General features: G+C 69.4%; 19 protein-coding genes. 11 read left to right on the top strand and 8 right to left on the bottom strand.

Annotated features, from left to right (window positions below):
- Positions 1 to 161: 161 nt before the first annotated feature.
- The 3 genes from HWX76_RS02650 to HWX76_RS02660 form a co-directional block, all read right to left on the bottom strand.
- Entirely contained in the window at positions 162 to 998 is an 837-nt protein-coding gene (locus tag HWX76_RS02650) for a TOBE domain-containing protein (protein ID WP_050018282.1), read from the bottom strand.
- Between the two features lie 55 nt (positions 999 to 1,053).
- A complete protein-coding gene (locus HWX76_RS02655) occupies positions 1,054 to 2,673 on the bottom strand; it encodes a CHAD domain-containing protein (protein WP_089489130.1) in 1,620 nt (539 codons plus the stop codon).
- Between the two features lie 152 nt (positions 2,674 to 2,825).
- Positions 2,826 to 3,209, bottom strand: coding sequence for a tautomerase family protein (locus HWX76_RS02660; RefSeq protein ID WP_124553969.1), 384 nt, complete (start codon positions 3,207 to 3,209; stop codon positions 2,826 to 2,828).
- 113 nt (positions 3,210 to 3,322) lie between these two features.
- Here HWX76_RS02660 and HWX76_RS02665 point away from each other — a divergent pair, with 113 nt between their 5' ends.
- From HWX76_RS02665 to HWX76_RS02685, 5 genes are all read left to right on the top strand, one after another.
- Entirely contained in the window at positions 3,323 to 4,180 is an 858-nt protein-coding gene (locus HWX76_RS02665) for a LysR family transcriptional regulator (protein ID WP_060733610.1), read from the top strand.
- 37 nt (positions 4,181 to 4,217) lie between these two features.
- Positions 4,218 to 5,141 carry a DMT family transporter gene (locus HWX76_RS02670; RefSeq protein WP_050017976.1) on the top strand — a complete coding sequence of 308 codons (924 nt, stop codon included), beginning with the start codon at positions 4,218 to 4,220 and terminating at the stop codon, positions 5,139 to 5,141.
- A 67-nt stretch (positions 5,142 to 5,208) separates the two neighbouring features.
- Entirely contained in the window at positions 5,209 to 5,988 is a 780-nt protein-coding gene (locus HWX76_RS02675; RefSeq protein ID WP_124631285.1) for a HAMP domain-containing sensor histidine kinase, read from the top strand.
- A 76-nt stretch (positions 5,989 to 6,064) separates the two neighbouring features.
- Complete coding sequence (locus HWX76_RS02680; RefSeq protein ID WP_050017974.1) at positions 6,065 to 7,408, top strand: hemolysin family protein; 1,344 nt, start codon at positions 6,065 to 6,067, stop codon at positions 7,406 to 7,408.
- A gap of 22 nt (positions 7,409 to 7,430) precedes the next feature.
- Positions 7,431 to 8,015 carry a thiamine phosphate synthase gene (locus HWX76_RS02685; protein ID WP_176015438.1) on the top strand — a complete coding sequence of 195 codons (585 nt, stop codon included), beginning with the start codon at positions 7,431 to 7,433 and terminating at the stop codon, positions 8,013 to 8,015.
- A gap of 74 nt (positions 8,016 to 8,089) precedes the next feature.
- Here HWX76_RS02685 and HWX76_RS02690 read toward each other — a convergent pair whose 3' ends face one another.
- Entirely contained in the window at positions 8,090 to 9,742 is a 1,653-nt protein-coding gene (locus HWX76_RS02690; protein ID WP_089489723.1) for a DUF3459 domain-containing protein, read from the bottom strand.
- 313 nt (positions 9,743 to 10,055) lie between these two features.
- On the opposite strand from HWX76_RS02690, the gene HWX76_RS02695 reads away from it, so the two are divergent.
- Positions 10,056 to 10,763: a class I SAM-dependent methyltransferase gene (locus tag HWX76_RS02695; RefSeq protein WP_124651265.1), complete on the top strand. Its 708-nt coding sequence runs from the start codon at positions 10,056 to 10,058 to the stop codon at positions 10,761 to 10,763.
- A gap of 97 nt (positions 10,764 to 10,860) precedes the next feature.
- Positions 10,861 to 11,529, top strand: coding sequence for a glutathione S-transferase (locus tag HWX76_RS02700; protein ID WP_124631290.1), 669 nt, complete (start codon positions 10,861 to 10,863; stop codon positions 11,527 to 11,529).
- A gap of 6 nt (positions 11,530 to 11,535) precedes the next feature.
- On the opposite strand, the gene HWX76_RS02705 is transcribed toward HWX76_RS02700, so the two are convergent.
- The gene (locus HWX76_RS02705) at positions 11,536 to 12,189 is read right to left on the bottom strand and encodes a DUF1345 domain-containing protein (protein ID WP_050017971.1); all 654 of its coding nucleotides are present in this window, start codon (positions 12,187 to 12,189) and stop codon (positions 11,536 to 11,538) included.
- A 137-nt stretch (positions 12,190 to 12,326) separates the two neighbouring features.
- Between HWX76_RS02705 and HWX76_RS02710 the strand changes: the two genes are divergently transcribed.
- Positions 12,327 to 13,058, top strand: a complete 732-nt coding sequence (locus HWX76_RS02710; protein ID WP_124553965.1) for a metallophosphoesterase — start codon at positions 12,327 to 12,329, stop codon at positions 13,056 to 13,058.
- Between the two features lie 19 nt (positions 13,059 to 13,077).
- Here the strand turns inward: HWX76_RS02710 and HWX76_RS02715 are convergent, their stop codons facing one another.
- Together HWX76_RS02715 and HWX76_RS02720 are read right to left on the bottom strand one after the other, a co-directional pair.
- A complete protein-coding gene (locus tag HWX76_RS02715) occupies positions 13,078 to 13,746 on the bottom strand; it encodes an RES family NAD+ phosphorylase (RefSeq protein ID WP_089489125.1) in 669 nt (222 codons plus the stop codon).
- 29 nt (positions 13,747 to 13,775) lie between these two features.
- Positions 13,776 to 14,195, bottom strand: a complete 420-nt coding sequence (locus HWX76_RS02720; RefSeq protein ID WP_050017968.1) for an MbcA/ParS/Xre antitoxin family protein — start codon at positions 14,193 to 14,195, stop codon at positions 13,776 to 13,778.
- 234 nt (positions 14,196 to 14,429) lie between these two features.
- Between HWX76_RS02720 and HWX76_RS02725 the strand changes: the two genes are divergently transcribed.
- The 3 genes from HWX76_RS02725 to HWX76_RS02735 all read left to right on the top strand — a co-directional run bounded on the left by HWX76_RS02725 (position 14,430) and on the right by HWX76_RS02735 (position 16,672).
- The gene (locus tag HWX76_RS02725; protein WP_089489721.1) at positions 14,430 to 15,212 is read left to right on the top strand and encodes an ABC transporter substrate-binding protein; all 783 of its coding nucleotides are present in this window, start codon (positions 14,430 to 14,432) and stop codon (positions 15,210 to 15,212) included.
- 107 nt (positions 15,213 to 15,319) lie between these two features.
- On the top strand, positions 15,320 to 15,703 hold the full coding sequence (locus HWX76_RS02730; protein WP_160300535.1) for a hypothetical protein: 384 nt from the start codon (positions 15,320 to 15,322) through the stop codon (positions 15,701 to 15,703).
- Between the two features lie 582 nt (positions 15,704 to 16,285).
- Positions 16,286 to 16,672 carry a GtrA family protein gene (locus HWX76_RS02735; protein ID WP_089489124.1) on the top strand — a complete coding sequence of 129 codons (387 nt, stop codon included), beginning with the start codon at positions 16,286 to 16,288 and terminating at the stop codon, positions 16,670 to 16,672.
- A 28-nt stretch (positions 16,673 to 16,700) separates the two neighbouring features.
- Here HWX76_RS02735 and HWX76_RS02740 read toward each other — a convergent pair whose 3' ends face one another.
- Positions 16,701 to 18,191, bottom strand: coding sequence for a sigma-54 dependent transcriptional regulator (locus HWX76_RS02740; protein WP_050017964.1), 1,491 nt, complete (start codon positions 18,189 to 18,191; stop codon positions 16,701 to 16,703).
- Between the last annotated feature and the right edge of the window lie 86 nt (positions 18,192 to 18,277).

Consider the following 18,277-nt stretch of genomic DNA (forward strand, 5'->3'; position numbering starts at 1 on the left):
GAGCGTGGCGCCGGTCGCCACGTTGGAGCCTGGGAGCAGCCGCGTCGCGGCACATGCTGAACGCGGAAACGAAGCCGGTGCGATGCGCACGCGTGCGGCACCGGCTTCGCCCCGCCCCGCACGCCGGCCGCCGGCCAACGCAAGCCGCGCTACCGCGCGGGTCAGCCCGTCACCGCCAGAATCACGCTCGACGCCTTGAACAGCGCGATCGCGCGCCGACCGGCGTCGAGCTGCAACGCATCGACGCTGTCGTTGGTCACGACGGCCGTCAGCGTCCCGCCGCCGTCGAGCGCCAGCGTCACCTCGCTGTTGACCGCGCCCGCCGTGACGGCTTCGACGCCGCCGCGCAGCCGGTTGCGCGCGGACACCTTCAGGTCGGGTCCGCCCTCGTCGACCGCGAGCACGACCCACGACGCCTTCACCAGCGCGCACGCGTCCGCGCCTTCCCGCAACCCGAGCGCCTCGGCGCTTTCGTGCGTCAGCACGGCGACGACGGCTTGCCCGCCCGGCAGCGCAAGCGTGACCTCGTCGTTGACGGTGCCGCGCACGATCGATGCGACCTTGCCGAACAACTGGTTGCGCGCGCTCGTCTTCATCCCGATCCGCCCGATCAGCGCCCAGTCGACGTCGAAGCCGGCAACGGCCGCGCTCGCGGCCTCGATGAAACGGCGATGCTCGCGCTCGATCGCGCGGAACGCGGCGATCAGCGACGTCGCGCGCGGCGTCAGCGTGGTGCCGCCGCCACCCTTGCCGCCGGTCGAACGCGCGACGAGCGGTTCGCCGGCGAGATTGTTCATCGTGTCGACCGCGTCCCACGCGGCCTTGTAGCTGAGGCCCACCGCCTTCGCCGCACGCGTGATCGAACCGGTGTCGCCGATCGCCGCGAGCAGCGCGATGCGCGTCGCGCCGCCGAGCGTCTGTTCGCCGGCGCGCAGCCACAGCTCGCCGCCCAGTTCGAGCGGTTCGGCGGACGAGGAAGAATGCGGTGCGTCGGTCATCATCGGCATGCGTGCGGGGAAACGGGCGGCCATTATAGGGTCCGGCGCGTGGCGCTCAGCCCGACTTGCCGTCGAGCTTCGGCGGCCGCAGGCTGGCGAGCAGCGTCTCGGCGTCGCGCGCGGCCCGCTGTTGGAGCGCGGCGCCGTAGCCGCGCACGAAACCGAGCTGGTACGGCGGCGCCGACAGTTGCTCGAGATGGTGCAGCGCGACCATCGCGTCGTTCGCTTCGCCGAGCACGCTCTGCACGCGCGCCAACGTCTTGACCGTCTCGGTGCGCGTGCGGCGCGACGCCAGCGACGCGAAGAATTCGAGCGCGTAGCGCAGCCGCTTCGCATCGATCCGCACCTGGTGGCGCGCCGCCGTGTCGAGCGACGTGAGCGACGGCGATCCGTAGAGATGACCGAACAGCCGCCGCACGCGCTTGGTCGCGTGACGCCGCAGCGACGGCGCGTCGTCGCCGTCGGCCGCCGGCAGCACGAGCGCGCTCAGCCATTCAAGCCAGCCGAGCGTCAGCCGCGCATAGCGGGCCGAATGCAGCGCCTGCCGCAGTTCGACGCGCGCGGCCATCGACTGCGCACGGGCGGCGTCGAGCGTGCCGTCCCAGTCGCTGCCGCCGCCGTCGGCCGCGATCAGCGCGGGCAGGCTCTCGGTCGCGAACACGTCCCAGTCACGCACCGTGCCGAGCAGCTTGGCGAGCCAGCGCAGGTCGACGCCGAGCGTGTCCTTCCATTGACGGTCCGTGAAGCGCGGGAAGAAGCGCATCAGCGTGCGCAGGCGGCGCAGCGCGACGCGCATCTGGTGCACGAATTCGGGATCGTCGCGATCGAGCACGCCGCATTCATTGCCGAGCCATTGCGCGGTGATGTCGCCGGCCAGCGCGAACAGCGCGGCGCGCTGCGTGCGGATGCCGGTCAGGTCGACGGGCTGCGCCTTGACCAGCGCGGCGGCCACCGGCCCGCCCGCACAGGCGCGGTCGATCACGCTCGTCAGTTGCACGAACGCGGGCCACGCGCCGCTCAGTTCGCGCGCCGCGGCAAACAGCGCGTGCAACGCGGCCGTGCGCGCGGCCACGGTTTCCCAGTCGGGCGCGGCCAGACGCAGCTCGACGTAGCGGCGCGGCGGCTCGCCGCCGCCATGCAGCATGATGTCGTCGAGCGTCATCTCGACCACGACGCCGCTGTCGTCGGCCCAGCGCCCGCGCCGCCGTTCGCTGACGATGCGCAGCGCCGACGCCTGGGCCCGCGCTTCGTCGGTGTCCGGCGCAATGCCCTCGGCGTCGGCGGCCGGCGCGTCGGCATCGGCTGCGCCGGCCGTCGTGGGCACCGGCAGCGGCGCCGCGACGACGATGCCCGCGTGCTCCGCGTCGAACAGCTCACGCTGCGTGACGCCGGGGGCGAACGTCTCGGTGCGCGATGCGACGACCCGCGTGCCATGCGCGTTCGATTCCACCCAGGTCCACCAGTTCGCGCCGGGGCTCCGCTCGGCCTCCTCGATCTGGCACGGCTCGATCGTCACGCGCTCGTGGCCGCGCCGCATCCGGACCTGCGGGCAGATCCGCCACGCACGCACGAGTTCGGCGCCGAAATCGCGCTGCGCGCCACGGGTGCGGCTTGCGCCCTGGACCGGCCACCCTTCCAGCGACAACGACAACACGATTTCCAGCACACGCGACATGGAGGCTCCTGCACATGAAGGATCGCCGGCGCATCGACCGCGCCAGCGTCGCTCGTGAAGCAACTTCCATAGTACACGCCCCAAAAGGACGCAGGCGACGATCCGGCCCTGTCTCCGTGTGGCACGTCAAACAGGCAGGTCAAGCCGGCACGTCAGACCGCGTATTGCGCGATGCCGTTGCCGAACGACCAGTTCTCCTTCAGCACCTCGACCAGACTGATGAATACGTCTTCCTGCCGCACACCCGGCTGCTGCGACAGGTTGTCGGCGATCGTCCGGTACAGCGAGCGCTTCTGCTCGAGCGTGCGCGTGTTGTTCGCGGTGATCTGGATGATCACGAGATCGTCGCTGCGTTCGATATCGAGGTAATGGCGGCCGAACACGAAGTTCTCGGCCGCATGCTCGGTCACGACCATGAAGATGTCGTCCTCGGGGACGTTGAACGTCTGGATCAGCGCGCGTTGCACGCCGTCGACGAGGGCCTTGCGGTAGGCGGCCGGTTTGCCTTCGCGTACGGCGATACGGGTGAATGGCATGGTGCTGCTCCTGTCGGTGAGTGACGTTGAAGAACGAAAACACAGCGTCAGGTTAGGCGCGGCAACCTATAATGAACAGTCATTGATGAATATTTCATCCATTTTCATTTGAAATGAAAGTACTCGATCTCGATGCCGTCCGCGCGTTCGTGCTGGTCGCCGACCTCGCCAGCTTCACGCGCGCCGCCGATGCGCTCGGCACCACGCAATCGGCCGTCAGCCTGAAGCTGAAGCGGCTGGAAGCCCATCTCGGCAAGCCGCTGCTCGCGCGCACGCCGCGCGTCGTCAAGCTGGCCGCCGACGGCGAGAATTTCCTGCCGGCCGCCCGTGCGCTGCTCGACGCGCACGAGCGTGCGCTCGGCGCAATCTCGACCGGCACGGTGCGCCTGTCGCTCGGCGTCAGCGAGCACGTCGCGGTGCCCGACCTGCCGGCCGTGCTGACGAGCCTGCACCGGCAAGATCCGGGGCTGTCGCTGGAAATGCATCTCGGGGCGTCGACGAGCCTGCTCCCGCAATACGACGAACGGCGGTTCGACGCGGTCATCGCGCGGCACGAGCCCGGCGAGGATCCGCCGCGCGACGACGCCACGCCGCTCTTCACCGAGCCGCTGGCCTGGCTCGCCGCGCCCGACTGGGCGCCGCGCGCCGGCGAGCCGCTGCCGCTCGCGGTGCTGGCCGGCCCCTGCGGCGTGCGGGCCGCCGCGCTGCGCGCGCTCGACCGCGCGGGGCTGCCATGGCGCGAGCGCTTCACGGGCGGCGGGGTCGCGGCGGTCGCGGCCGCCGCCGCGGCGGGGCTGGCCGTCTGTCCGCTCGCGCGGCGCGTCGCCCCGCGCACGCTGGTCGACGTCGGCGCGAAATTCGGGCTGCCGGCGCTGCCGCAATCGCAGGTCGTGCTGTATTCGCGGGTACGCGACGCCCGCGCCGCCGCCGCGCTGCGCAGGTTCGCCGACAGTCTTGCAATCTCGGCGTAAACTAGCGGGCTCCTGCGCAATCTCCAGACGAATTCCATTGAAGCCCGACGCCCGCCAGCACCTCCGCGCCAACCTGCTGATGCTCGGCGCCGCCGCGATCTGGGGCTCCGCTTTCGTCGCGCAACGCCTGAGCCTCGACGTGATCGGCCCGTTCCTGTTCACCGGGCTGCGCTTCCTGCTCGGCGCGCTCGTGCTGGTGCCGCTGCTGATGCTGAATCCGGCGTCGCGCGCGCAGCTCGCGGCGATCCGGCGCGACTCCGCGCTGCTGCTGCCGGGCGTCGCGCTCGGCGGCCTGCTCGCCGTGTCGATCTCGCTGCAGCAGGTCGGCCTGCAATACACGCGGATCGCGAATGCCGGCTTCATCAGCTCGCTGTACGTCGTGATCGTGCCGCTGATGGGCGTGTTCGCGCGCCACCGGATCGGCGCGGGCACGTGGTTCGGCGCGTTGCTGGCCGCGATCGGCCTGTATTTCCTCAGCATCGACGAGCACTTCTCGGTGCTCTACGGCGACTGGTTCCAGCTCGCGGGCGCCGTCATCATCGCCGCGCACGTGATGGCGGTCGGCCATCTCGCGAAGCGCCACGATCCGCTCGTGCTTGCGTTCCTGCAGTTCGCCGTATGCGGCGTCGCGTGTCTCGCGGTCGGCCTCGCCGTCGAACCGGTCAGCGTCGCGATGCTGCGCGGGGCGCTGCCGACGCTGCTGTACGGCGGGCTGCTCTCGGTCGGGGTCGGCTATACGCTGCAGGTCGTCGCGCAGCGCGACGCGGCGCCCGCGCACGCGGCGGTGATCTTCAGCATGGAAGGCGTATTCGCGGCGATCGCCGGCTGGGCCGCGCTCGGCGAAACGCTGACGCTGCGCGCGCTCGTCGGCTGCGCGCTGATGCTGGCCGGCCTGCTCGCGTGCCAGTTGCTGCCGAACGGCGACGCGCGGAAAAAGGACGAGGACGCGCTGCCGGCGTGACGCCCACCGTCCCTATAATGGCGATTCGCGTGACTTCCACGCCAACCGCTTCCGACAGGCCAGCTCCGTGACGTCCACTTCCGTCGATCCCGCCGCCGACCTGCTGCGCGAACGCGCAGCGCACTACGCCGCCCAGGCGGCGCTGTTCCTGCGCGACCAGGCGCTCTCCACCGCGTCGCACGACCTGCGCAGCCCGCTGAATGCGATGCACAGCTGGGCCTACGTGCTCGAGCGCCAGCTCGCGAATGCCGACCCGAACCTGCAGCGCGCGCTCGCGGGCATCCGCACGGGCATCGACCAGCAGGTCGCGCTGATCGATGGCGTGCTCGACGCGCCGCGCGCGGAAACGCGCACGCTCGCGCTCGCGCCTCGGCCGTTCGCGCTGCGCGCACTGCTCGACGAAACGATCGCGCTCGTGCGTTTCGCGCTCGCGGACGCCCGCCAGGTCGCGCTCGACACGACGCTGCCGGACGGCGAGCCGTCGCTCACCGTCGATCGCGAACGCGTCGCGCAGGCGCTCTGGACGCTGCTGACGACGGCCGTCGAGGCCAGCGCCGCGGGCAGCCGCGTCGCGTTCGCCTGCACGCGCGACGGTGTGCAGTTCACCGCGTACGCCACCTGCACCGTCAACGCCGGCGTGCTCGTCGATCCCGCGCAGCCGCACGCGTTCGAATCGTTCGCGCGGCGCGAGATGCTGCACGAGCGCGACGCGAAACGCAGCGCATGGGCGCTCGCGCTGTGCCAGCGCGTCGCCCTCGCGCACGGCGGCACGTTTGCGCACGACGTGTTCGTCGACGGCGCGAGCGCCACCCTCACGTTCTCGATTCCGTGCGAGGCGCCGGTGTAAGCAAGCGCCCGCCCGACACATTACGAATTCCTTTCTGGCTCTATACTGACGGGCCTGTCATAACCGGAGCGATTCTTTGTTACAGATCTTCGCGCTCATCGGCGCGTTGTTCCTGGTGGCCCTGAACGGGTTCTTCGTTGCGGCCGAATTCGGCCTCGTCAAACTCCGCGCGACGCGCGTCAAGACCCTCGCCCGCAAGCACGGCCTGCGCGGGCGCATCCTCGCCATCGTGCACGGCCGGCTCGACGCGTATCTTTCCGCGTGCCAGCTCGGCATCACGCTCGCGTCGCTCGGCCTCGGCTGGGTCGGCGAACCGGCGTTCGCGGAACTGATCGGCCCGCTGCTCGACCTGATCGGCGTCGAGTCCGAACGCGTCGTGCACCTGATCTCGCTCGTGTTCGCGTTCTCGCTGATCTCGTTTCTGCACATCGTCGTCGGCGAACTCGCGCCGAAATCGATGGCGATCCGTCAGCCGGAGAAGGTCGGCCTGTGGGTCGCGCTGCCGCTCTACGCGTTCTACTGGGCGATGTATCCGGCGATCTGGGTGCTCAACACCAGCGCGAACGCGGTGCTGCGCCTTGCGGGGCTGTCGGCCGATCACGGCGGCGATGCGCACTATTCGACCGACGAGCTGAAGCTGATCCTGCGCAGCCGCCGCAGCGCGGCCGGCAATGCGGCCCAGCCGGCGCGCGGCACGTACAGCAACGACGAGTGGAATACGCTCGCGCATTCGCTGGATTTTTCGTCGATGACCGTGTCGGACCTGATGCGGCCGGCCCATGAAATGATCGGCCTGCGGCGCGACCTGCCGCTGCCCGACAACATGGAGATCGTCGCGCGGCACCGCTTCAGCCGCTATCCGCTGTTCGAGGATGCGTCGCGCGAACAGGTGAGCGGGCTGATCCACCTGAAGGACCTGCTGCTCGCGCGTCACGCGGGCGCCGCGCTCGAGGATCTGTCCGACTACGTGCGCCCGGTCCAGTACGTGAAGCCCGACACGCCGGCGCTGGAGCTGTTCCGCCGCTTCCGCAAGGGCGCGCCGCACTTCGCGCTGGTCGGCAACAAGGGCGAGAAGCCGATCGGCTTCCTGACGCTCGACAACCTGCTGGGCGCGCTGGTCGGCCAGATCCACGACGAATTCCGCCAGGGAGACGCCGACTGGAGCCGCCTCGACGACGGCACGCTGATGGGCAAGGGCAGCCTGCCCGTCGTGTCGCTCGAGCAGGCGCTCGGCATCGACATCGACGAAGGCCGCGCGGAATCGGTCGGCGGCCTCGTGATCCAGGCGTTGAGCGACCTGCCGACCGAAGGGCAGCGCGTGTCGTTCGACCGCTTCGACGTCGTCGTGAAGAAGATGAACGGGCCGCGCATCGTGCTCGTGCGCGTCTATCCGAAGATCGCGAAAGAGGCCGACGAATGACGGCCGCGCGCTGCCTCGCGCGATGAATGGGCCGCTGCCGCGCTGCTGCGTGATCACGCCGGAACCGGCGTCCGCGTCGGCGGCCGATCGCGCCGCGTTCCTCGACCGGCTGTCGGCCGTGCTCGCGCGCGGCGAAACGCTCGTGCAACTGCGCGTGAAATCGTTCGACACGGCCGCGTTCGCGTCGCTGGCCGCCGCGGCGCTCGCGCGCTGCGACGCGGCCGGCGCGCATCTGATGCTGAACGGCCCGATCGAGGCAGCCGGCGTGATGCGGCTCGACGGCGCCGGCTGGCATCTCGACGGCGCCGCGTTGCGCGCCGCCGTGCAGCGGCCGCTGCCGGCCGGACGCTGGGTGTCCGCGGCGTGCCACTCGGAAGACGATCTGCTGCTGGCCGCGCGCGCCGGCGCGGATTTCGTCACGCTGTCGCCGGTGCTGCCGACGCTCAGCCACCCCGGTGCGCCAGCGCTCGGCTGGGCGCGATTCGACGCGCTGGCCGCACAGGCCGCGATGCCCGTGTTCGCGCTCGGCGGCATGACGCGCGCGCACCTCGACGATGCGCGCCGTCACGGCGCGTACGGCATCGCGGGCATTCGCGGGTTCTGGTAATTCGGCGCTTTCCGGCAGCGCGGCCGCGCACGATCGCTTACCGCCCCGCCACGCCGCCTCACGCGTTCATCGGCTCATGCGTTCAGGTTCGGACGCCTGCCGCGCCATGAACCGTCGTCGAGGCGACGCACGTCGTGCGTCAGCGCGTAGCGATTGACGTCGCCCGTCAGCCACGCGACGAGCGAATACGGCGGCAACTCCCCTTCCTCGACCCGGTCGCGCGCGCGTGCCGGCGTCTCGAACACCACCCGCCCGACCGGTGCGTCGAACGGCACCGCATCGGGCGACAGGTTCAACGCGATCGTCAACGTCTCGTCGTCGGCGAGCCGCCATGATGCGCACAGCGCGTCGGCATCGCCGTCGCCGTCCGCCTTGAGCGCATGGGCTGCCTGTGGCCGGCAATCGGACAGCCTCGGCGCGATCAGCTTCGCGCGCACCGCGAGCGCCGACTGCACGAAATGCGCACGGTCGATGTCGCGCGCGGTTTCGTCGAAGATCAGCGGGATCTGCGGCGTGAGCAGCGACAGCGCGAGCGCGGCCAAGCCGGCCGCCTGCCCGTGATCGCCCGGGCCGCTGTCGCGCCATGCGCCGTCGGACAGTACGAGCGACGTCAGCGACAGTCCGCTGTCGGCGGCCATCCCGTCCGCCGATGCGGCCGGCTGGTACGCCGCGCCGGCCGCGGTCAGCGCGCGGGCGAGCGTGTGAATCGACTGGTGCGTGGAAATGCCTTCATGAGCCGACGTGTCGCGCCCGGTGAGCCGGTGCAGCGCGCGTTCGCCGCAGCCGTTCCACTGCGCATCGAAATGGGTATCGGCGAGATGCGCCGGATGCCGCTCGCTGCCGAGCACGAGGTGGATCAGCCGGTCGGCCGGCACGGCGGCGCGCACGCGATCCGCGATCTCGCGCAGCCACGACACGCCGATCCGGTCGGCTTCGCGCAGGCGCAGCCCGTCGCAGCGGTATTCGTCGATCCAGTACAGCGCGTTGTCGCAGAAGAAATCGCAAACTTCCGGATGATCGAGCGCGAGCGGCGCGGCCTGCAGCGGATCGTCGCGCGTATGGAAGAACGGCCCCGCGTAGTGGCGCAGCGCGTCGGTGCCGCTGCCGAAGCGTGCGTAGTCGAGTTCCAGCAGCACCGCGAGACCGTAGCCGTGCGCAGCGTCGATCAGCGCCTTCAGCGCGTCGGGGCCGCCTTCGGCCGCGAGCGGCGCGAACGGCAGGCTGTCGTGCGGCGACGCGAGCAGCTCCAGCGCGGTCACGCCGAGGCGCGCGAGTTGCGGCAGCCGGCGGCGCACGCCGTCGAAGCCGCCCACCGCGTGCGGGCGGATCGCGTAGAGCGCGATGTCTTCCCACGCGCGCCCGTGCCAGAACGTATTGCGCCACGTGAACGCGCGCGGATCGACGACCTCGCTCGGGCCGTCGAGCCCGTCGGGCTGCGAGCGCGACGCGGGATCGGGAATCGATACGGTGTCGTCGAGACGATAGCGGTAACGTGCGCCCGCGCCGCAGTCGACGAAGACCTCGAACCAGTTCGGGCCGGCGCTCGTCATCGGGACGAGCATCGGGCCGTAGCCGGTATCGAGTTCGAGCTCGACGTGGGTGCTGCCGGGCGCCCACACGCGGAAATGCGTGCGCGGCGTCGTGCACAGCGCGCCGCAGGGCTGCGCGCCAAACGGCAAACAATGGATGTAGTGCTGCGCGTACGGATCGTGCGGACAATCGGACATCATGCGCTCCTCGTGCGTACCGAGCGGCATGGCCGCGCCGATGGCGCAGCGCATCGGGGCCCGGCATGCGAAGGCCAGGCGGGGGGAGAGCACCGAGTATGCGCCGGATTCGCCACGTCGATGCATCGTAGTCAGACATTTTTAAATGCGAATCGACCCTTGGAAAATCGCACGGGAAACCGGCCGGCACGCGCCGACGAGTCGGGTAGTCTGCATACCGGAATGATTGCTCGTCTTGTTGCGCCGGCCGCGCGCACATACGCTCTGCGTCCTGTTCGCGGACATGTCGTCCGCCCCGATCCGAGGACCTGCCATGTCGCTTCCCGCCAGCGCCGCGAAATTCGATCCGTCACGCGCACACGAATACGCCGAGCAATCGCGCATCGCGCTCGCCGGCTACGATGCGTGCCACGAACTCACCGCATGCATGCTCGCGTCGGCGATGGGTACTGCCGATGCCCGGATGCTCGTCGCGGGCGCGGGCGGCACGGGCCAGGAAATCTGCGTCGCGGCCGCGCTCGAACCGGGCTGGCGGTTCACGGCCGTCGACCCGTCCGCGCCGATGCTCGCGCTTGCGCGCTCGAACGTCGAAGCCGCGGGTTTCGGCGCGCGTACGACGTTCGTCGAGGACGGCGTCGACGCGTTGCCCGACGTGCCCGCGTTCGACGGCGCGACGCTGATCGGCGTGCTGCATCACGTGCCGGGCGACGACGCGAAGGCCGCGCTGCTGCACGCGATCGCGCGACGCCTGAAGCCCGGCGCGCCGCTCGTGCTCGCCGGCAACCATCGCCGCTACGCGGACCACCCGCGCCTGCTCGACGCGTGGCAGCAGCGCTGGCGCATGAAAGGCGCCACGCCCGACGCCGTGCGTGCGCAACTCGCGAAGATCCTGCAGGGCGCCGATCCGCCCGCGTCCGAGGAAGCCGTGTTCGCGCTGCTGCGCGACGCGGGGTTCGACGCGCCGCTGCGTTTTTTCGCGAGCCTGTTCTGGGGCGCGTGGATCGCGGTGCGGCGCGCATGACGGTTCGGCGCGGCACGAAACGGCGCGCGCGACGCTATTTGCGTGCGCAACGGATGCGCTCGGTATGATGTCGTTCCCGCCCCCTTCCGGCCTCGACATGCTCACCGTCCATCACCTGAACAACTCGCGTTCGCAGCGCGTGCTCTGGCTGCTCGAAGAACTGGATGCGCCGTACGAGATCGTGCGCTATGAACGCGATCCGAAAACGATGCTCGCGCCGGCCGAATTGCGCGCGATCCATCCGCTCGGCAAGTCGCCCGTCGTGACCGACGACGGCCGCACCTTCGCCGAATCGGGCGCGATCATCGAATACCTGGTCGACCGCTACGGCGACGGGCGTCTCGCGCCACCGCCCGGCTCGCCCGAGCGGCACGACTACACGTACTGGCTGCACTACGCGGAAGGGTCGGCGATGCCGCCGCTGCTGCTCAAGCTCGTCGCGCTGCGGATCGCGCATGCGCCGATGCCGTTCTTCGCGCGGCCGATCGCGCGCAAGATCGCCGCGACGCTGCAGTCGGGATTCGTCGATCCGCAGATCGACCTGCATCTCGGCCATGTCGACGGCACGCTGGCGCGCAGCGGCTGGTTCGTCGGCGACGGCTTCAGCGCGGCCGACATCCAGATGAGCTTTCCGCTCGAAGCCGCGACCGCGCGCGGCGGCGGCAGCCGGTATCCGGCGATCGCGCGCTTTCTCGACACGATCCATGCGCGGCCTGCGTACCAGCGGGCGCTGGAACGCGGCGGCCGGTACGATCTGCTCAAATAACCGGCGTCAGCTCAGCAGCCCCGCCGCGACGTTGATCGACAAGCCGAGCACGGCCATGTTGAAGTAGAACGACAGGATCGATTGCGCGAGCACCGAGCGCCGCGCGGAACGATTCGCGAGCGACACGTCGGCCGTCTGCGACGCGACCGCGATCGTGAACGCGAAATACAGGAAATCCCAGTAATCGGGCTCCGGGTTCCGGTCCGGGAAACGGAGCGCGCGGTCGCTGCTCGGCGAGCCGTAATAGAGCCGCGCGTAGTGCAGCGTGAAGATCGTCGGGATCAGGAACCACGCGCCGAACAGCGTCGCGCCCGTAATCGCGTAGTGGCTGAGCCCCGCGCGAAAGCCGACGCTCTTGGCGGTCGCGAGTTCGATCGCGATCGCGGCCACGCTCGCGACGGTCGCAAGGCACACGACGGTCAGCACGGTCGTCGCGTTTTCGTCCTCGCGGATCGCGACTTCGCGCACCTTGTGATGATGCGCGGTGACCATGCGCACCCACATCAACACCAGATACAACCAGACCGCGCAATCCCAGCCGATCAGTGCCCGCGCGGTGGCTCGCAGCGGAAGCGGCAGCAGCACCGCGCACAGCACGCCGGCGACGAACGCCGCGACCATGCGCGGCCGGTTGCGTAATACCTGCGGATAAAGCGTCATCGTGTGATTCCGAAAGCGGATGGAAAGGGTTCGGCCGCGCGCGCGGCAGCGCTGGCGCGCAACGCGCCCCGATTATCCTCATTCCGTCGTGACATGGCGATGGGCGCGCGCGCCCAAGGAGCGCCTAAGATAACGGAATGACCGCCACCGCCCTGCTCTGCCGCCATCCCGCGAACACGGCCGGCCGCGACTTCGTCGTCGGCGACCTGCACGGCTGCGTCGACGTGCTGCGCGCGCTGCTGCACGACGTCCGCTTCGATCCGGCCCGCGACCGGCTGTTCTCGGTCGGCGATCTCGTCGACCGCGGCCCGGCCTCCGACACCGCGCTCGACCTGCTCGACCGGCCGTGGTGCCACGTCGTGCGCGGCAATCACGAGGAAGTGCTGAGCCTCGTCGCACGCGGCAAGCTGCCGCCCGACGCATGGCGCGGGATCGGCGGCGACTGGGGCGCCGACCTGCCGCCGGAACGGCTGCGCGCGCATGCGGCGCGCGTCGACGCACTGCCGCTCGTGCGCGTGATCGGCGACGGCCCCGCGCGCTTCAACGTGCTGCATGCGGAATTCTTCGGCTCGGACGCGGATCTCGATACCGGCAGCTATCCGCACGACGTGCGCGAGCGGCTGATCTGGGGCCGCGATCTCGTCCAGGGGCTCGCCGATCCGGCGCTGCAGGCCGGGCTGTCGCTGACCTGCACCGGACACACGCCGGTGCGTGAGCCGCAGCGGATCGGCGCGCAATGGTTCATCGACACGGGTGCGTTCGCGCCGGCCGGGCGGCTCACGCTCGCCGAGCCGCGCACCGGCCGCACGTGGTCGATGACGCAGGCCGAAGCGCGCGAGCGCCACGCGGGCGACTGGGCGCTGCCCTGACGCGCCGGCCAAGCGAACGCTAGCCGACCTGATTCAGTTCGAACACCGCATCGACGGCCGAGCCGTTCCAGTTGTATTCGAGATAAGCCGCATGCTGGCAGTCGCGCAGCAGCGTCGTGCGAAACGCGGCCAGACACTCGCCGCGCGGATCGCGCACCGACGGATAGACGATCCCCGCGCCGCCGGCATGGCGCACCGCGCGGCCGAACGCCTGCCCCGCGCCGTAGTCGACCGGGTCCAGCAACGCGGGATCGCGCTGCGGCCACGTGCGCACGTCGGCGACGTCGCCATGCGCGAACACGGTATAGAGCCGCATCTGCTGGCGCATCGGCGGCTCCTTCGTCGCGGCGAGGAACAGCCCGCTGTGATAGCGCGTTTCAGCGATCGCCGTGTCGCGCGAGCGCGTGCAGTAGAACACGCCGTAGCTGCCGTCCGAAAAACGGCTGCCCAGCGGATTCAGGTGCGTGAACGCGGCCATGATCGGCCCCCAGCCCTGCCCGTAGCGGCGCTCGGCCGGCGGCACGAGGTCGAGCGTGCCGACTTCGTTGCGGATGCGGTCGTTGGTTAGCGATTCGAGTGCGTAGAGCGCGTCGAAATCGTCCGCCGACGCGACGCGGTCGAACAGGTTGATGGCCGGAAAACGGGTGGGAATCACGCGATAGGCTGGCGCCCAGTCGACGGTGGTCATGGGCCACCGGGTGACTTCGATCGGTGTCGTCACGCCCAGCCACCCCGCATCGCGTCGAGATATTGCCGGACGGCCACCAGATCGCCGACGTTGCCGGCCAGCATCCGGTCGAGCGCGCGCTTGCCGCCGAACGGCGCCGCGTCGTTGGGCCGCTTGACCCATGCATCGGCCGCGGCCGGCTGCGGCAGCAGGATCTGCAACGCCTTGTAGATGCCGAGCAACAGCGATAGCCGCTCGAGCGTATCGCGCGGCAGGCGGGCCGATTCCGGCGCGGCCTTCCACTTGAAGAACGTCGAGCGGCCAGGCGACCCGAGCAGCACGATCTGCTCGTCGATCGTCAGTTCCCAGTCGCGCGCGATGTTGAAAAACGCGCGCAGGCCGGCGGCCGACATCTGCGCGACCGAAGCGTGCGGCACGGCGGAATGCGACTCGTACGCGGGCTGTGACATGATCGTTAGTCTCGAAACGAATTTACTAACAAGATTAGTCCATTCTCGTATTTTTGCAAGGGTCGCACCCATCGATCGTCACACCGATCCGCTCAATCGATATTTTTTGTCCATTCTGGACTCTTATTTTATTTTCTGCGTTAATGACCGTGCGGACACCGCGTCACGGCGCGGGTCGTGTCCGTGGAAACCGTGTCGCCCAGAACCCGGATGCACCACGCCAAGGAACGCACCATGAAGAGACTGATTGCCGCCGTTTCGATCGCCCTGCTCGCGGTATCCGCAGGCCCCGCCATCGCGAAGGACTGGACCACGATCCGCTTCGGCACCGACGCCAGCTACGCGCCGTTCGAGTCGAAGGCGCCGGACGGCAAGCTCGTCGGCTTCGACATCGATCTCGGCAACGAGATCTGCGCGCGCCTGAAAGCGAAATGCGTGTGGCTCGAGAACGATTTCGACGGGATGATTCCGGCGCTGAAAGCGAAGAAGTTCGACGCGGTGCTGTCGTCGATGTCGATCACGCCGCAGCGCGCGCAGCAGATCGGCTTCACGACGAAGATCTACAACCAGCCGACGCGGCTCGTCGTGAAGAAAGGCTCGTCGCTGCTGCCGACCGCCGAATCGCTGAAGGGCAAATCGATCGGCGTCGAGCAGGGCACGACGCAGGAGACGTATGCGAAGGCGTACTGGGGCAAGCAAGGCGCGAACGTCGTGTCGTACCAGAACCAGGACGGCGTGTATGCCGACCTGATCGCCGGGCGCCTCGACGCGGCGCTCCAGGATGAAGTGCAGGCCGCGATCGGATTCCTGAAATCGCCGCGCGGCGCGAACTACACGTTCGTCGGGCCCGAGCTCGTCGACGAAAAGGTGCTCGGCATCGGCGCCGGCATCGGCCTGCGCCAGGAGGACACCGACCTGAAGGCGAAGATCGACCGCGCGATCGCCGACATGGTCAAGGACGGCACCTACAAGCGGCTCGCGTCGAAGTACTTCGACTTCGACATCTACGGCGGTTGAAAAACGGCGTCGCGCGCGTACGGATTACTGCTTCCGTCGCGCGCGTCCGACCGCCCCTCCCCTTCAACCGGATGGCAACGGCGGCGCGTGGTTCGCCGTTGCATCGAATGCCTGTCTTCCTGCATCGCGTGCAGCACGATGCGTCGACCATCGTTCGGATAACGGATCAATCGTTCGCGGAAATGATGGCCGTGCGAACGAACGTCGTGCCGCTCGCGTCAATAGGCGAAGATCGGACGTCGCGGTATCGGCGCCCGTGTGCACATGCCCATGCGGATCGGATTCGCGTGCAGGAAAGTGCCGACCCGGCGCGGATGACCGGCAAGCAGCCGGATCCGCCTCGCACCGGGCGCGGAGAGATGGCCTGTCGTCGCATGCCGGTCGGCCGCAAGCGCGACGTTCGAGCGGCGATGTCCCGAATCACTGCGATCGCGGCCTGCGGACCGCGGCGTGTGATGATCGATCATTTTTCTACCCCGTTTGCTGTCTGATGTTTGTTCCGGCAACCGGACGATGCCGATGCCCCGGCGATCGGGCGACGACGTTTCCTGCTCGCCGTGACGCGGCCCGCTGCACCGCGCCCGGCCGCCGCATCCCCGCGGACTGCATCCTGGTCGATCGCGGCGGCTTTCGCTGCCTGACCGGACGGATCTCGCGCCGTCGACTCTCGCATGCCCTTCATCGCAAGGAGCGGGCCAGCGCTGCGCAAGCCCGGCCGGACAAGGCGGTGACCGAACCGGCTGGCGGCCGGAACGGGCGCGGAATGCCGGAAGTTACGAAACTGAAACATCGGCGCCGCGGCACGCGCCGGCCGCGCAACGGCGGGGCCTTGCGGAATAAGGCTGAACAATGGAGCGCGGAATTTTTACCGGCGGCGGACTGGCCGATCGACCCGGTTCGTCGCGGAAATTCGCGTGGGGGCCAACGCGAAATGTTTCATGCGCTTTACATGCCCGGCTGCGGCAAGACGCACCGCCCGTCGCTGCCGGACGCTGGACGCGGCGGCCGATCGCATGGCTATACTGCGACACCGCTTCACGCGATTTCACGCAACCTCGCGCCCCCCGCCCACGATGATCCGTACCTTCCATGCCGCCGAGCGCGCGAGACTGATCCGCTTCGGCGTGTCGGGCCTGGGCTCGACCGCGCTGCATGCGCTGATCGCCGCCGCGATGTTCGCGCTGTTCGACGCGACGCCCGTCATCGCGAACGCGACCGCGTTCGTCTGTTCGACCGCGTTCTCGTATCTCGCCAACACGCTGTGGAGTTTTTCGTCGCCGGTGACGTGGGGCAACTTCGTGCGCTTTCTCGCGGTCGCGATGGCCGGCCTCGCCGCGACGATGCTGCTGGCGCACGCAACCGACGCGCTCGGGCTCGCCCGCGCATGGAGCATCGTCGCGGTCGTGCTGTGCGTGCCGCCCGTCACGTTCGTGCTGCATCGGCTGTGGACCTATCGGTGAGCCGCGCCGCACGCATCGCGCGCGCCGCTCATCCGACCCGCTGATGCCCCGCGTCGTCCGACGGCGCGCCGTCGTGCCCGCCGCTGTCGCCATTCCCGCCGTTGCCGCCGGTGTTGTCGTGATCGTTCAGCCCGTGCTCGATCATCATCCGGTAGAGCGTCACGCGTGAAATGCCGAGTTCGGCGGCGGCCTTGTTGATCCGGTGGTCGTTGCGCAGCAGCGCGTTCTCGATCGCGGTGCGCTCGGCCAGCGACCGCGCCTGTTCGAGCGTCACCGGTTCGGTTTCCCCGGGCGTCTCGAGCCCGAGATCGTGCGGCGTCAGCAGCCGGCTCTCGGCCATCACGATCGCGCGCCGCACGCGGTTGATCAGTTCGCGCACGTTGCCGGGCCATTCGTAGCGCCGCATCGCGTCGAGCGCGGCCGACGTGAAGCCGCTGATCTTGCGACCGCTGTCGGCCTTGAATTTCTGCAGCACGTAGTGCGCGAGGATGTCGATGTCCTTGCCCCGCGCGCGCAGCGGCGGCTCGTGGATGCGCAGCACGCACAGCCGGTGATAGAGATCCGCGCGGAAGCGCCCGGCCTCGACCGCGCCGTCGAGATCGACGTGCGTGGCCGAGATGATCCGCACGTCGACCGCGATCGATTCCTGCCCGCCGAGCCGCTCGATCTTGCCTTCCTGCAGGAAGCGCAGCAGGCTCGCCTGGCTTTCGACCGGCATGTCGCCGATCTCGTCGAGAAACAGCGTGCCGCCGTTCGCCGATTCGATCCGGCCCGCGCGCCGCTGGTTCGCGCCGGTGAACGCGCCGCGTTCATAGCCGAACAGCTCCGACTGCAGCAGGTGATGCGGAATCGCGCCGCAATTGATCGCGACGAACGGCCCCTTGCCGCGGCCGGAGCGCTCGTGAATCGCGAGCGCCGTGAGTTCCTTGCCGGTGCCCGACTCGCCCGAGATGAACACGCTCGCGTCGGTCTTCGCGACCTTGCGGATCGTGCTGAACAACTGCTGCATCGCCTCGCAATTGCCGATCATCCCGTGTTCGCCGATCGACGCCGCATAGGCGGCGCCGTCGACGCGATCGAGCGCGGCCATCCCGCGCGCATGGCCGAGCACGTGCGAAATCCATTCGTACGGCAGCGGCAGCGTCACGTAGTCGAAACAATAGCTGCGGATCAGTTCGCGCACGGCGGGGCCGATCGTGATGCCGGCCTGCGCGATGGAAATCCAGCCGATTGCCGGCTGGCTCAGGCACATCTTCAGCGCGGGATAGTCGCGCGACGTGAACCCGGTGAAATCGACCAGCCCGGCGGCCACGCTCACGCCGGAGGTCATGTTCTGCGCGGCGCCGGCCGTCTTCGCGACCGCGATCTCCCAGCCGAGCCCGCGCAGTTGTGCGAGCAACGGCTCGTCGGGCGTGCGCATGATCACGAACAGCTTGCGTCCGGCCTCGGGAGCGGTGACGGACACGTCCGTCATCTCGGGCGCCGCCTGCCCGTTTGCGTCGGGTGACCTTGCAACCATCGTTGTTCCCCGCTTGGCGTTGGTATCGCGCGCCGGCTCACCGCCGCGTACGACGGACACGATCGAACCGACATATTGGCCGTATT

This window comes from Burkholderia sp. BCC0398, from assembly GCF_902833245.1.
GTDB lineage: Bacteria > Pseudomonadota > Gammaproteobacteria > Burkholderiales > Burkholderiaceae > Burkholderia > Burkholderia sola.